General features: G+C 66.8%; 1 protein-coding gene (cut by both window edges). It reads left to right on the top strand.

All 17,295 nt of this window come from inside a single coding sequence — locus tag ABZ827_RS20725, LuxR C-terminal-related transcriptional regulator (protein WP_357238841.1), on the top strand. Of the gene's 67,629 coding nucleotides, 13,182 precede the window and 37,152 follow it; the stretch shown corresponds to coding positions 13,183–30,477, spanning codon 4,395 (complete) through codon 10,159 (complete); the first complete codon in view begins at position 1. The start codon and the stop codon both lie outside this window.

The raw sequence follows: 17,295 nt of genomic DNA, 5'->3' as shown, positions 1-17,295 counted from the left end.
TGGGCGCAGGACAGCGCCGCGGCGCCGAGCGAGATCAGGGTGGATCCGGATGCCTGGCCCGAGGGAGGATCCGGGGTTTCGCTGTGTGCTGCTGAAACCCTCGTTCCCGGGGAAAGCCGTCGCGCGCATGCGGCGGTGTCGGCCCAGCTCGCCGAACAGTTGTTCGGGTGGTCGCCGTGGGACGCGGACCGCGCGACCAAAGTAACCAACTCCATTTTCGGGAATATGATCGCAACCACCGGCAGACCTGTTCAGGTCCGTGTGGAGACGGTGGACGGCCTGGTCCGGGTGACCCTGTCGGACAGCGGCAGCGACCTTGCCGGCCCACCGGAACCAGCTACGAACCTGCGCCCTTGGTATCGGTCCGGAGCACGGCGGACGGAGTCGGGGCGTGAAGTGTGGTTCGAGCTATCCGCCGACGCGCCGGAACTCATTCCCATGGTGCAGGATGCCCTGCGCGAGGCAGACGTGCGCACCGTCGACGAGCTGCTGCCGCCGATCGAAGAGTGGCGGCTCGATATCGCGTTGGCGCGGACTGTCGGCCGAGTCCTCACGCGGCTGTGGCGGGCCGCGGACGACGCCGGCCTGTCCGCGGACCTGAACGCCAGGCATCCGCAGTTGCGGAAGGCTATCGGCGTACTGCCCGCCGATGTACTGGACCCGCTGGTGCGGCAGGAGCTGAGGGAGCGGCTGGCGTCCCTTCGGGGCCGGGACGAGAGCACGTTCGGCGAGCCGCTGCAACGGAGGCTGCGCCAGTTCTCGGCGGTCGAAAAGGATTTCGTGCCGAAGGTGCCGGAGGCGCTGCGCCGGGCGGTTCCCGATGTGCCGGTTCAGTTGTTGTCGGCCGAGGACCTTCAGGATGTGGACCAGGACGGCCTTCAGGCACCGATAGGCGGTCGCCATCAGCTTCGTCTCGGTGTCGGAGATATCGCCTACGCCGACACCTTGATCTGGTTCCAGGCCGGCGCGGTATCCGATCAGGAAGGGATCAGGCAGGCCGCCGCGGAGGCGGCCGAGATCCTGCGTAACCAGCAGAAGCCCGGATCCACCGTCGCAATGATCATGACGGCCGACTACGACTTCAGCACCGTCGAAGGCGCGCCCGGCCGCTGGGACGCCGTTCTCGATGCCCGGCAGAGACGGGATGCCCAGCAGCTGGTGCAACACGTCGCGATGGCGGACGCGGCCTACGAGACTCGGCACGGCAAGCGCCGGCCGAACGTGGTGCTGGCCGGCCGTCGCGGTGGCAGCGATGTGATCGAGGCCGCGGCCCCGGGCCTGGAGGGGCAGTTCCAGGTGAAGGACGTCGACGAACCGTGGGATCCGCGCCGCGTCTTGCGGCAGATCGCTCTGGACCCCACGATCGACGATGAAACATTGGCCGCCGCGCGCCAGTTGGCCGAGGCGATACGCGCGCGGGGGCCCGTCCCCTCGGCATGGGAGCTCATGTCGGTGCTGGCCGATCGGGATCTCGACCCGAACGTGCTGAAGTACGTAGCCTTTATCGCTCCTGACCTGGTCGCGAACCTGCCGGGTGCGCCGATTTCCGCCCGCCGTATCGCCACCATGGACCGGTATGACGAACAGCTGCGGCAGGCATCCGATCGGGTGCGGCAGCAGGAACACGATTCCGGCGAGGCAACTGTCGAAGCGCGGCAGCAACTGGACCGGCTGCTGTCCAGGCATAACTCGTTGCAGCGGTTCTTACGTTCGATCGAGCGACTGCCCGGGTCGCCCGACGTCTCGGTGGTGGAATCGGACGGTCCGACGGTTGCCGTCGGTAATACGGAGGATGCCGAGCGCTACCGGATCTACGTCCAGGTCGGCAGCGGCTTCTCACTGGACGACGCACTGCAGTGGACGGCCAGGGAACATCACGAGCACCTCGCGAAGGGCGACGGGCTGGTGACAATGCTGAGTGCGGGTGACGATCTGGAAGGTCTGCTCGGTGCGATCACTCCGATTTTCGAAGCGCAGGCGGTGAAATCGCGCCTGACGAACGCCAGTTACCCACCCGTTGTGGTGGGGCCCGGACCCGATAGGCGGGAGCCGCTGTTCGCCCGGAGGCTGGTATCGGCAGCCGTGTCGACTGCTCGGCTGCGCGCCATCACTATCCGCGACCTGTACGCGGCCGCCACGTTCGTGGGGATGACAGGCGATGATCTGGTGCATCCGGGATCGGGTCGCGAAGAGCTGAGGTCACGGATAAGCACCGCGCGAGATGAGTTCGCTGAGGTTCTGGCTCATCGCAAACTCGGCGACGATGTCCCGCGGCTGTTCATCGAAGAGGAAAAGCTGGCCGAGGCGGCGGTACTGGCCGACCCGCTGCTGGCGCAACAGGAATTGAACGATCCCTCCTGGTTGCTGGCGGGTGGGGAACAGGCAGAGGCACGTGCGAAATTCCGTCGCTACCACCGGGCTTCAATGCTGCTCGCGCGTATCGAACGCTGCGAGACGCAGCTGCGGCAACTCGTCGGCCTGGACCGGGCGCTGTCGCGAATGCAATCGGAGGTATCCGAAAACCGCGACACCGGCCACGAATTGACACAGCTCGCCGAGCAGACCAGTGAACTGGCTGTGCTCAGGGAGAAACTCCAGGAAGCAGAGAATCGCCGACCGGAGCCGGGAGAACCGGCAGGCCAGGCCGAGACCACCGCCTATCTGTTGCGCGAATTGTTCGACAGCCGGTTGGCCGATATCACCCGGCAGCTCGAGGGGCGGCCGGCCGCGCCGAAGCGGATCCAATTGGCGGCCAACCTGCGCGCCTTGCATGCCGTCGGCCGGGACGCGGGTGCACGGGGGAAACCGCATCCGCGGAAGCTGGACGGACTGCCGGAAGCGCCTACTACGGATCCCGACACACTCCGGGCCCGGCAGATCGGAAAACTGCATACCCTGCTGGAAGAGGTGCAGGACCGGCTACACGACACCAAGCGGCGGTTCTTCCACGAGTTGGAACAGCTGGTGAAGCACTCTCCCGCAGACGCCGAATATGTGCACTGGGGACGACCGGACACCCGGCAACAGTTGGAGGCCCGGCTAACTGTCGACACCGGGACACCGCGCGGGCAGTCCTGGCGACTCGGCCAGCTCGACGCGCTGATCGACTACCACCAGACCCACATACGGCTAAAGGAGCAGCTCAACCTGCTGGCCGAGGAGAATCGCCGGCTGGACACCAAGGCGGGCGACCTCGCCATCGCCCGCGCCGATGCGGATGCCGACGCCGTAGCCCTACTCGGCCGGCGTTTCGACAGAGCTCTGGCACAGACCCTCTCGACTCCGGCCGACGAGCCGGTCGCGCGCCGCGCGCAGGCTTCGCAGATGCCCACCGATGGGTTCCGGGATGTGCCGGCCACACCGGTGCCGGTCGGTCGGGCAGCCGATTCGCGGGCGGATATTTCCGACGGTTACGTGGAATGGGACGGGTTCCCGAGCGATGCGCAGCAGCACCTGGCCGGGGCGCCGAAGATCTGCGCCTCGGATTCGATGTGGTTCGTCTCGGAAGTTCTCGGTGTCGAAGGTATCGACCCACCGCCGTTATCCGACCGGGAGATCTACACCCAGGGCATGCTGCCCTCCGAGATCGCGAAACGTTCCGGCGCCAAATGGCTGGAGTACGGGTTCGACGGACTCGACGATATGCGTGAGCGCGCCGCGCGTGGCGAGGTCGTCATGGGCACTGTTACGTACGGCGTTGTGGGTGCGCATATGTTCGTGCTGTATCGCGATGCGAGCGGCACGGTCTGGGTGCACGAACGCAAGGGCCACGAGGTCATCGATACGCCGTTCGCGAACTGGGAGGACAAGCCGAGCGGGCGGCGGTTCCACGGCATCGTCTTCCGCGTCGATCCCGACGATCCCGAGGGCGGCCTGAAACCACTGGACAAGCTGGGCGAGGGGGAGTCGCCGGGGCTGGTCTGGCGGGATATGCCGGGGTTCGAGGATGCCGAGGGCCGGTTCGTCGAGGCGCTGGTGGCCGGGGATCCGGACGAAGAGCGGGCGCGGCAGGAGCGCCGCGATGGTATTCAGGCTGCGGCGCGCGCCGCGGGCCTCGTGGACGTGGAGGAGTTGATACCGGACGGGTCCACCGTCGATATCGGTGTCACCCGGGCGGTGGCGCGCGGTGCCGTCGCATTCTGGGATCACGCCACCTCCGACCATATGGAAGGCGATATCCGCCAAGCCTTCGCGCAGGAATATACGAAGGTTTTCGCTACCGCCGAAGTTGTGCCCAGCGGTCCACAGACCCTGACCCAACGTGCGGAAATGGCAGAAGAACTCCTGAGGCTGGAGGATCTGGCACTCGCGCAGAAGCTGGATCCTGACCAGTTGGCCTGGTACGAGAAACTGTCCGAGATCGACAAGGCGGTGGGGATCGCCGAGACCCGTGGCAAAAGGATGGGCGTGCCGGTGCACGTGGTGTCCTACCGCGACGGGGTGTTGATCATCGAATTCGGCGACCGTAAAGCCGCTGCGCAACACCAGGTGTGGGACATAGCCCCCTGTGCTGCCCGAGCTCATGAGCTGAGCACGCGGGTGAAGGATGCTGCTGATACCGCACAGCTGGAGAACCATACCCACCGGGTCACCTCCACGATTGCGGTGATGCCCTACGGCCCCGAGGGGAATGCGGCGGAGACCGTCGAGGCACTTCGCGAGAATTTGGTGCACCGGATCGTTTCGAATCAGGCGATATGGGAGGTTCGGGCCCCGGAGGAGGCGCTGCCGACGGTCGAGGTCGTCTGCCACGGAGACGGCGCTCTGGTGTGGAATGCCGACGCGAGCCGCCGCGTGCCATATGCCGGATTCGGCCTCGATGATTTCGAGGTCAGGGGCAAGCAGTGGGCGAAGGCGCTCCCCGATTCACCGGCGTTCGAGCTGCGCTCGGCGGGATCCGCGAACTACGCCACCATCGGCGATCCGCGCGAGGCCGACCAGGTTGTGGTGCTGGTGAACGGGCAGCAGAGTGAGCTGTCGTTCCGCGAAAGTCTGCGGGACGCGTTCGATGTGTACGCCGAAGAACTCCGGGTAGAACCGGGCCGGAAAGTGGCGGTCGTGGTGGCGCAGACCACCGATTCGGGCAGCCTGGCCGCCGATCTCGCGAACCTCGCGGCCGAACATCCTGCGGCGAACCGGATCCTGCTACTTGCCGACCGCCGCGACGACACGCTCGTACGGGACGCGCGGCGCGATGAGCGGCTGGCCGGACACCGCGAGAGCTTCACCCGGCGGGAGTCGCTCGCCGCTCGTCGGCGTAGGTATCGGCTCGCTGATTCGCTGGAGGCCGAGGCTCGGTCGCACGGGATTTTGGGCAACCGGTCGACCCGGACCGATACGGCCGCGCCCGCGGTCGGCCGATTCTTTCTGGACCAGATGAGTCTGAAAATGCGGGCGGTTCTGCGCCGGCTCTCGCCGAAGTTCGATATCTGGTTGGACCGGGTGCCGGGAATGGCGCGTGATGTGCGGGCGGCTCTCGACGACGGCCGCCCCGTGCCCACCACCGACAGCCCGGCGATGGGCGCATTGGCGCAGATGTTCGTACAGCAGTGCGTCGACCTGTACGTCCAGCTCGAGAACGAGTCCATCGACTTCGACAGGATCCACCCACATATCGTGGAACTGGCGAGACGCCGCGATATCCGCCGCGGACAGGCAGAGGAACTGGCGCGGGTCTCGGGTATTCCGGTGTCACGACTCGACCCGGCTCGGGTAGCGCAGCTGGCCGATCGGTTCGCGGCCCAGCACGACTTCGAGCGCACTATGGCGGCGTCGGCCTGCCGGGCCACGGATTTCGATATCGCGACGCAGGAGCAGGTCGTCGCGGTCGCGGAGCGGGCTCGTCAGCTGCGCATCCTGGATGCGGCCCTGGAACAGGCACGGCAACGTGCTGATACGGCTGCCGGGCGACAGGACGACGAGCAGCGGGAGGCCGCGGATACCCAGCTGCGCCGATTGGAAGCACATATCGCGCGCCTCGAAGTGCTCGCGGGGGAGCGGGTTCGGGTACAGGATGAGCTCTTCCTGGCCGGTACCGCAGCGTCGCCCGACGTCGGTATCACCGCCGAACAGCAGGCCGTCATCAAAGAGGTAACTGAACAGTTGTCTCGCATCGACAAGGAGATCGATGCCGCGCTCGGTACGGAACTGCCTGTGCAGCGCACCGTTACTCGCCCCGAGGACATCGTCGACTACAAGCTTCCGGACACCGCCGAGCGTCCGGGTGAGGCTGTTCGGGCGCATCTGAGCGGCGCAGATATCGCCGGCAATCAGCCGCGGGGCACCTGTTTGGTGGATGCGACAGACACTGCCTACCGGATACTCGGCAAACCACCGCCCGCCCGGTCCGTCGATCCCTCCGAGCTGGCGGGGACAGATGCCAGGCTGGCCCCGCAGATCGTCGGAGCCGATTGGGAAGAAGGCGGTTTCGACTCGTTCCAGGCGCTGCACAAACGGGTGCGTTCGACCGGGGACGTGGTGGTCGCGGTGCTCGGATATCGCGGTTTCGACAACCCGGATGAGATCGGATCGCACGCCGTCACCGTGTACCGGGACGGCGATACCGTGCTGGTGAACGACGGCGGCAAGGTGTCCACGTTCGAGGACTGGGCGTCGCGCCAGCACGGTGTGGACCACCTGGCCGGTATGGCGTTGAAAGCCGAAGACGGGACCGCGGTCACGCCGCTCGGCCGCGGTGGTGTCTCGCGGGCGGTCGCGGGCCTCGACTTCAAGAACGTTCGTATCGGTGCCCACAGGGACGAGTTACCGGGGTACGTGCCGCCGCATCCAGGGTTACCGGCCTTCACACCCATCGACCCCGCGTTCGTCGACACCTACCGACGCGGGGCGCAGCAAGGGTGGCGGAGTCTGTTGCGGCAGGCCGATGCGCTGGTCGCGGCTGCCGAGGCCGAGGGCAGGTTCGATCCGATAGAACTCACCGCCCGCGCAGACGCCCGCCGCGCCATGCGTCTGAAACAGATCGAACAGCGTTGGAACGCAGACGGATTCGCGGAATCCCGAACAGCGATCCTGCACACCATGGTCGATGAGCTGGCCGGCCGGGATCTGCCGGACTCGGTGCGCGACGAGGTGAACCGGGCGAAGCTGGTGCACGAACGCAACGACCTGCGCGCCGTCGAACACCCCACCCCGCAGGATGTGGCCCGGCTCGCGGAACTCGACAGCTGGGCCGACCGGCTGACTGTCGCAGACCGCTGGGCCGCGCAACTGCCCGCGGATCTGCCGGTGCGACTGCTGGAGTTCCCGGGTGCGGATGAGCCGAGGATGGCGATGCTCGCCGTCGGCGAGGCGCAGATGTCGTGGGATCAGTTGCACGACACCATGGACGCCGCGGCCCGCACCTCGGAGGACCTCGACCGGGTGATCGCCTCCGCCGTGGCGTGGGCCGGAATCGTCGATCTCGCGGAACTACTGGTGCCGCCGGGCGCCGATCTGGGCGAGATACGCCATCGTGCCGCGGGTAACGATCGGCTCTGGCGCACCTGGACACCGGACGAGCGCCGCATCCTGCTGGAACGGCGGCCGGACATCCTGGCCGAGGCTCCTGGTCTGCCGGTCGCGGTGCGCGCCGCGGCCCATGAAGCGGTCCGGAACGCGGCACTCGATTCGCCGCGGGCTGATGAATCGCCTTGGGTTCCACGTGGTCATCGAGATATCGACGATGCGCTGCAGGCGATGCCGGTAGGCGAAATACCGCAGGTGCTGTCGCGCAGTGTGGATGATGACACCTGGGAAACAGAACTCACCGTTACCTTCGGCGACCCCGATAAGGCGAAGCGAGTGCAGTGGGCGGTTTTCGACGAGGCCGAGCTGCGCACGGGGCTGCTCGCGGCCGCCGATATGTTCGATGAGATCACCGATCCCGATACCGCGCTGGTGGTGGTGGTTCACGGCCATGGGCGCAACCCGGTCACCTTCGCCGAGGAACGGGCCGCCCACACCGCGAGAAAACTGGAACGCCTGATCGCGGAGCGTAATGCGGCGCGCCGCGCACAGGACCCGTACGGCCGACGACCGGAAAACCACCTCGTCGATACCTCCGACGCGGTCACCTCGGTGCGGATGGACGGCAACCCGGCCGCCGATATCGACTCGGCGCCGAGTCGATCGCATCGGGAGATCCGGGACCGGCTCGAACTGGCACGCGACGTCCGCGCCGATGCCGTCGCTCGTCTCGGCGAATTGGTGGGCAACCTGCGGATCGATGGGAAGCCCGTCGCGGTGGATCCCGCCGACCTCTCGCCCACCAAGGTGCTGGAAACGGTTCGTGACCTGTCGGCGACTCTCACCGATCTCGACCATCTGGGCATCTTGGCGGATCTGTCCGATGTTGCCGTGGGTCTCGTTCTCGCGGATGGCGACGTGCGCCGGTTCGAGCAATACTTGGCTGCCGCCGGCGCCCTGCCGGCATCGGAGACCGAGGCGATACGGGGACTTGTTGCCGCACAGGCTCGTCGCCTGATCGCGCATCGGCGGATTGCCGAGAGCATCGAAGGTATGACTGCCGAGGTGAACCGGCACCGGGGTGGGCCCGATAGCGCGGAGCTGGCCGACCCGAGTGTGGGTCTGCCTCCGGATCGGCTGGCCGATATCCTCACGTCTATCCTGACGCGGCCGATATCGGACGGCGACCTGAGCGGGACCACGCAATTCATCGAAGCCCACCTGGATCTGGCCATAGCCAATGCCGACATAGCGCATTACCAGGGGCGGACCCGCAGCGAAGGTATCGCCTCCCTACCAGAGCAGGTGAGCCGGGCGATCGAGGACCGCGAACGTGCGCGGCGGGGTCTCATCGAATACGGCATCGCCCCCGAGACGCTGGATCCTGCCGCCGCGTTGCGCCGGGCCAGGGAGCGGCGTGCCGAACTCCTGCGGGACCTTGCCGACCGTCTCGGCAGGCCGGTTCGGGCCTTGACCGACAGGTACCTGGCTGCCCGGCGACAGGACCCCGGCCTGGCCGGCGCGCAGGATGTGCTGCGGCGCTACGAAGAACAGCGGAACAGGACCGCGGCGATCGAAGCCTATCTACGGGCGGACCGCCGCTACGACGAGCTGATGAAGCAGGCGCGGCAGCTCGTCGCGCTGGCCGAGGAGCGCACTGACGATGCCGATGACGAAATGCATGTCCTCGTATCCGATATCGCCGGGCAGTTCGAGCAGGTCGATCCGACGGAGATCGTGCCGGACCTTCCGGTCCATGAGGTCAGACCGAACTGCGCTCCGGTGTCGGTGCGGCGCCTCCTGCAATTCCGGGTGCGCCGCGGTGGGATCGACGAGATGCCCGAGACCGTGCTGCCCTATGTTCCGCTGGCCGGGGTGTCGGAGGATGCGGTCGCGGAAGAAGCCGATGCCGACTGGCAGCGCTTCACGTCGCTCGACCAGGTGATCGACCATGTGCAACGACATGGTGGCGCGATCGCGGGGGCGATGACCTTCCGGCACGGCCGGCGCGTGGGCGGGCATATGTTCGAGGTGGAACTGGACGACGACGGACACGTAGTGCTGCACGAATGGGTCGACGGACACTACGAATGGGTCGACGGGAAACGCGCATGGGTCGAAGCGCACGAAGAGATCTACCGCGACGGCCAGGTGCTGGACTGGCTCGAGAAACGTAAGAAGCTGAATATCCTGCGGGTACACGGCATCGTCGCCGACGCGGACGGTAACGCCGCGATCCCCTACGTGGAACGGCAGCGGTTCGCGCGGGAAGACGATAAACCGAACGTCGCACTCGCCGGTCTACCGAACGACGCGCGTGGTCCGCCGGACGATTCCATCCCACGAGACTCCCGGAACCGGCAGGAGCTGATAGACGAAAATCCTGACCCGAGCGACGAGGTGCGTTGGGCCGAGCTCGAAGCTGTTGTCGAGGTCGTGAAGGACACCGAGCGCGCGGGTGCCGAACAGGGCACCGGACCATTGCGGCTACTGGATTACCACCGCGCCGGCGCGGCCGACGGCCGCGGCCGGATCATGCTCCAATCCGGCAATGCGGCCACCGCGGATATCGTGATCGGGTATGTGGCCGAAACGGCGACCGACCTCTATACGCTGTCGCAGCAGGCACAACGACTCGTCGCCTACATCGCGCGGCAGCAGCAGGCGCGGGGCTCGGTGGCGATCATCGTGGAGCTCCGCTACGACGACGATCTCGAGGCCGGGGGCCGCGCCTCGCATACCGTCGATCTCGACGCCGCCGATACGGATGCGCTCACCCGGGAGTTGAGCCACGTGCGCGACCGCCGCGCCGCGTGGGGTGCACCCGCAATCGAAATCGTCGGTAGTGGCGACGGTTTCGCGGTAGCTGAGGCGGTGCACGATCGGCTCGGCGATTCGAGCGGCGGTGTGTGGGAAATACCGGGCGCGCCGCAGACGCCCGCCTTCGATTTATCGGAGTATCGAACGCGCCCGGTCTTGCCGGCCGAGGACATCGAAGCGCTCGAAGGCGCTGAGGAGTTGCCGGAGAATCTTCCGGACCTCATCCTCGCCGCCGACCTCGCCGAGCGGACCGGCATGGGGGACAGCAATCGGGTGGCTGCCTGGATGCATTGGCTCGCACTGACGGTGAACCAGCAGCGGGACGCCGGGGCCACGGCAGACCTCACGCGGCTGCACGCACTGCTCGCGTGCCTGAACCGAGCCGGTCGATTGATGACCGCCATGCAAGAGGAATGGATTGCCGAGGGCGATCCGGCTGTCCGTGTCCGTCCATTGGCGCTGCCGGTTGTCGAAAACCGAACTGCCAGATCCTTCGTGACGATGGGAATCGATGCCCCGGAGGAGATCACGGTATGCGTTACCGCCACCGAACCCACCCCGGAGGCGTTGCGGACCGGGCTACACGGTGCCCGCCGCCGGCTCGACGACCAGGGAGCGTACGGGGAGCGCGGGACGCAGGCCGTGGCGGTCTGGCAGGGAACCGACCCGCGGCGGCTCGCCCAGGACCTGGCCGACCTGGCCGCGGCCCACCCCGGCGATGTAGCGATTCGACTCGTTACCCCTGCGCCCGCCGACAGGGATCTGGTCAATGCCATGGTCGCAGATCCGCGTGCCGCGCATGACGAGAACGTCACGGTCGACGGGGGGCGGCAAGTCGCCGACGACGGTTCCGCCGATACCGCGGTCGACGAGCCCGCTGACCCCTTCGAGCCGATCGAATTCGATCTAGATATCGGCGAGCCGCAGTTCACCGGTGCCGTCCCGGACTCCCACCGCGTACAGCCACGACCGGTGCTGCCCGAGCTGCCGATAGCTCCGAATGCGGATGTCCTTGCCCGTACGCTGTGGCTGCAGCTGTTCGATGCCCGCACCTTGATCGACGTCGACCACTTCCAGTCGGTCTGGGCAGGGCTGAGCCAGGACCAGCGCTGGCTGCTGGCGCAGTGGGCGCCCGAGAAGATCGCCGAACGACCGGGGGTTCCCGCGCGGTGGCGCGACCGTGCCAACCGGATGCTGCTCGCCCGGCGGCTCGACGTTCTGATCAAAGAGCAGATATTCGGCGTGATCGACCAAATCCCCGGTCATGCCGAAGAACTGAAACTCCTGCAAGACCGGTTGTTTGCCTTGGAAACCGCTGCGCGCCGCGCCACGACCTTGCCGGGCCACCCCCCGGTGCACGTGCTGATGCTGGGTATGGATATACCGGAGCTGGGCTTGGTCGGCGACGGGCGTCCCGAACGCATGATCGCCACGTTCAACGATATCGATACCGCACACAGGATCAAGGTGTCCGTTGCGGGGCGACTCGGAGAGCTGGCGCCGGTGGCGGGAATCGATGCGGCCGCGGATGCCTTCGAGTCGAATGGACCACAAACCCCGAGCAGTTCCCTGGCGACACTGGGGTATCTCGGTGCGCTCGCGCCGGCCCAGGACGCAGGCCTGGAATTGGTCTACGACCTGGAAAACATCATGGAGGAGCAACTCCACACTCGCTCGGAACTCGGCGCCGCCGGGCTCGAGGTGTCCGCGTTGCCCGCCGGACAGGACATCGTCGACTCCGCGAAAAACTTCGCGGTACTGCTGCCGGGCGAGATCAATATCGAGTTCGAGGGGCAATATCTCGCTTCGGAAGGCAGCGACGGCGTAGCCGGGCATCGAGCGCCGGACACCATCGACTTGACGATGTTGGAGGAGGTGCTGGAGGGTCCGTCGGCCAATTGCACCACCCACGTCTCCAATTCCCAGCGCGAAAGGTGGCCGCATCTGCGCCTGCCGGTGGCGCGCGACGCCGGCCCCGACGGCCGGTCGGCCGACGAGCTGAGCTACCTCCTGCAAGCCGGCTGGCACCCCGAGTCCTTCGGTAAAGAGCTGATCGGCGGGCTCACCGCGCACGACCGGATCGCCGCACATCTGCGGACGATGGGCCCCGGAGCCACTGCCGTCGTCGTCGACGAGAACGCGCACTTCGATCCGGAGAACCCCACAAAGGTCGGTGCGCACGCCTACGAGATGTACCTCGACGACAAATATGTCGTCCGAGTGCGTGACTGGAAGCCGGCCCCCCGCACCGACCGCCACATCATCGATCCCCCTGCAACCACCCGTACCGACGATCCCTATACCCCCGTCGACGGAGAACCCAAGGAAGGCATCCCCCAGGAAGGCGTCCTCGATGCGGGCGTCGAGGAAACCTTCGTCATCTTCCGACAGGCCGATGGCACCCCGACCGAGGCCTGGGACCGGGCCGCGGAGGTTCCCAAGCCGAAGACCCGCATCGGCCGGGCCACGTCGGTTGCCCGAGCCAGGAGCACATTCGACCTCGCCCGGCACGAGATCCCGTGGGTCGGTGACGGTGCGGCCGCGGACCCACCGTCGACCACCCTCCCGTCCGGTGATTACGACGCTTCGCGCAAGCCCACCGGGCGGCGGACCCGTATCGGTGACAACGAAGTGGCCGGCCGCCGGGCACTGGAGCGCGAGAACGAGGCGGCCGAACTGCTGGCGCAACTCGGTTTCGATATCGAGCAGAACCCGGATGTTCCCGGCATCAAGAACCCCGATTACCGCATCGAAGGCCGGATCTTCGACCATTACGCACCCAGCACCCGCAATCTCGGCAGCCTCACGCGCCGGGTATGGGAGAAGGTGACCGAGGAACAAGCCGACCGGATCGTCGTCAACTTGTCCGATACCACGATCAACGCGGAGCAGATCGGTGACAAGTTGCGGCGCTGGCCGATTCGCGGCCTGCGTGAGCTGATCGTGATCGATCAGGACCACGTCGTCCATATCGACCCGAAGGCACCGCACGCGGGCAGCGACGGCGCGCGTCCTTCGATGCGACCGCCGGCCGGGTGGGTTCCGAAACGGGCCGGATTCGCCAGCACCCTCTCTGCGGACCCCGACACCTCGATGATCGCCAAGCCGGAAACCAGGCCGGCGCATCACCATCTGGAGGGCACGGGCCCGTTGAACTGTGGCCCGGTAGCGCTGCACTTCGGGCAGCGGCAGCTGGGCCATCGCGTGGACCCGCCCCCCATCGACGATCCACGAATCGCAACCTCCGGGATGGGATGGGGTGAGTTCGCCGAGGCCGCGCATGCCGACTGGCACGAACCCGGATTCGAATCCGTGGCCGCGATCGGCAAGTACGTCGAAGACAATGGCGGGACGGTATACGCCGCGTTCCAGTACGCCGGGCGCCGGCGGAAGCGGCGGGTCGGCGGGCATATTGCCACTGTCTACGAAGCCGCCGACGGCGAGGTGATGGTTTACGAGGAAATCAACGGCGAGGTCGTCCACTGCGCCTTCAAGGACTGGGATCAGCCACAGGGGGTGATCAGTGCCGACGGCGTCATCATCCGCCGCGACAAGACCGCAAAGTACCCGCTGGCCGACGGCGAGAAGTCGGTTGTGGCCGTGCGCCGGCGCTTCAACAAACGCGGGAACCTGGGTGCCCGGGAACCGGGTGACCTGGACGCGTCGATCCGGGGCGAAGTCCGTAGTGAGCTGGAGCGGCTGGAATCTCCGGGGCGGCCGGCCCCACCCGAGGATGTGCAACGCGCTGTCGAACTACGCGCAGCGGACCTTACTTTCCACGCGTTGGATGATCGGCTCGAAGACAACCGTGTGACCACGCCGGCATATGTGCGGTCCGTCGAGGACGGCGGCCGCGGGCAGATCGTGGTCCGGCTCGGCGATCCCGCCACTGCGGAGACCGTTTTCGGCTACGTCACGGACACCGCGAACAACGACGGCGAGATCTTCGCGAGCGCCGAATCCGTCGTCGATTTCTTTACCTTCGAACAGGCATGGCGCGGGCCGGTGGCCATGGTCGCGATCTTGCGTATCGACCATGATGACGCCGCCCACGGCCGAGTGCCCTACACCGTCGACCTGGAGGGTCTCGACGAGGACGCACTGGTGGGTCACCTGACCGAGGCGGTCGGTGACCGACAGCCGCAGGTAGTGCTGGTCGGCCAGGGCGACGGGTTCCATGTCGTGCACGGGGCGCAGCGGCGGTTGGAAGAGGTCGTCACCGTCGAAGACGGAGTCACCGTCGTCGAGGATCTGCGTGCCGTCGACCCGGAGCTGCCGGAGTTCGGTCTGCCAGAGACCGAACCGGACGATCTGGCTCCGACCGATCTGCTGCGGGTGGCGTTCGCGAAACTCGGTGCTACGCCGGAGGAAGCCGCGGCACTGTGGCAGGACCTGCAGCCCGAGCAGCGCCGCGCACTCGCCTATGCCGCGGCGGATCTGGTCACGGAGACCGACGGCATCGTGGACACCTTTCGCGCGAAAGCGGTGCTGCGGAAACTCGCGCGCGCGGCGGACACCGCGGACGACGGACTCGACTGGCAGCAGGCGGCCCGGTTGCGCGCGCTGACGGCGGCGTTGAACCGGGCGCACCGATCGACCGGCGGGTACCCGCGGATCCTGCCACTCGCGCTGCCCGTGGGTGAATCGAATTCGGAGCAAAGGTCTTTCGTATCGGTCGGCGAGGTGACGGCAGCCGAGGAGATCACCGTATTCGTCACGGCGGGGGAGCCGACTCCCGACGCCCTCCGCACCGGCCTGCACCGTGCGAATCATCAGCTCGTCGAAGCGAAGGGGCTGTACCAGGCTCGCGCCGGACATATCCCGCGCGCCGCCGTGGCATGGCAGGGGGCCGACCCCGAGCGGCTGGCCCGCGACCTGGCGGCATTGGTGCAGGACCGCCGGGTTCGCGCGGCCCGAGAGGGGGTCGCTGAGCCGCAGATCCGCATCGTCGTCGTGGACGACGCCGATAAAGCCCTGATGCGCGCCGCCCTCGCCCACGAGCGGTTCGACGGATACCGTGCGGAATTCGAGCAGGAAACTCACCGGAGAATCGACGGGTACCTGCGTCCGCGGCGCACTATCGATGATCAGCGGGAGGAAGCCGCTGATTCCGAGGGGGCGGGGCGTGCGGATGACCTCTCTGCCGGTGCGTCCGATCCGGCGCAGCCGATTCCGAGGCGGCCATCTGGTCACCCCGGCGTGCGGGCTGTCAGCGTACGTGCGATAGCCGGGGTGGACTCGACAGCAATCCGAAACAAGATCAAGAGATTGCTCCAGGATCTGCGGATCGCGGGCACCACTCCCTCACTGCCTGCACAGGCCTTGGAGCCCGGCAGGATCGAGCAGACGCTGCAGGAGCTCGCCGCTCTCGCCGACCATTCCGGTATCGGCGACCAAGAAGAGACGACTGCGGCGGCCAATGCGGAGATTCTCGACGAATGCGCCGCGCTTGCGCACCACTTGTCAGCTGCTGCGGCCGTGCACGAGCGTCTCGAGCAGTATCAGAATTCGGAACGTAATGCGAAGTTCTGGGCCGGGTTGGACAGCCGGCAGGAGATCCGGGAAGCGGTGGGCGCGTTGGCCCGGCGTCAGGCGCTGGCCGTCCGGATGGCCGAGGTGATACGGGAAGCGTTCGCCGCGGGCGATATGACCGTTATCGATCCCGAGCAGTATCCGGACGTCGATTCCTGGCCGCTGGGGCCGTCCGACGACCCGGATCTGCGGCAGGCCCGGCATTGGCGAATGTTGGATGTGCGCCCGGTTACACCACGAGGCCGGGCGCAGTTTGCCGAATTGATCGGCTTTGCTGCCGAATTGACCGTGCTCGATATCGAAATCGAGTACCTGCAGTCCCGGACTCAGGGCGCGGAGGAAATAGCGACCCTGAAGAAAATGGCGCAGGCCATGTCGCGTGCCTATCAGGATCGCGACGAATTCCTCTCGGACTTGGAAGGCCCCTGCTCTGACCTCGACTTGACCCCGGATATCGGGACCGATCCGGAGCAGGTGCGCAGGCGGCATATCGAAGTGCGGCGGAAGCTGGCCGACGGGCTGGGGTTGGACCTGGCGAAGCTGACGCCGCCACGAATAGCGGACGAGATCGGCAAGCGGACAGGCCCGGACGCAGACTCGCTGCAGGAGTTGGAAAACCGGCGCCGCGGTCTGAAAGCATTGTCCGTTCTTTCACGGAAGTACGCCGGAGCCGAATCGCAGCTGCGGGGTTTGCTGCAGCGGGCCGACCTGCTGGCCGCCCTGGCCGAAGCCGCCGCACCTGCCACCGACGTCGAGGCCGACGACGAGCAGGATCGCTTCGCCGCCGCCATGGGCGTCCCTGTGGACGAGTGGGCGCAGGACCAGCTGGCCGACGTACTGCGCGAGACCGCCGAAGAATGCACACCCGTACCGCTCGCCCCGCCACCCGTACCACCCACAGCGCAATCGAACGCCACACCCGAATCCGAACCGGCGACCGCTGCGTACAGCTTCGATGACAACCATCCACCGGAGCGGCTGTGTGCCCCACGGGTGGAGCACGTGGTCGTGGTCGGTGCCGGGGAGCAGAGCGCTGGAATGACGCCCTCCTCGGTCGATGATCGGACGATCGCGACGGAGGGTTTGGCCGGTTCGAGATTCGCGAAAGACCTGGACTCCAACTGGGATTCGGAGCAGTCACCGGTGGGCCGTGCTGGGCTGGCCGATGTGGTACGGCTGGTGCGTACACCCGGCAATGACATCGGCATGATCGCGGCGGCATTGGACGTCAGCGGTCAGGGCTTCGCGCACGCGGTGGCGGTTGTGCGGGTGAATGCCGAGTTGGCGGCGGAGTTCCCGGATCAGTTGGGGGGCCACGTCGGCGAACTCGCCGTATTCGACGACGCCTATGACGAGACCGACGGCGGCTGGATCGTCGGTGATTCCGCGATAGCGCGGTGGGTGGATCGGTCCGGTCCAGGTGTGCAGAAGGTGCATCGGCTCGTGTTCCGTGACAACGGCGCACCGAAGGAGCGGTTG

Source organism: Nocardia sp. NPDC019395 (genome assembly GCF_040632335.1).
In the GTDB taxonomy this organism is placed as follows: domain Bacteria; phylum Actinomycetota; class Actinomycetes; order Mycobacteriales; family Mycobacteriaceae; genus Nocardia.
The sequence above is the reverse complement of the archived record's forward strand: the minus strand, read 5'-3'. Positions and strand labels throughout refer to the sequence as shown.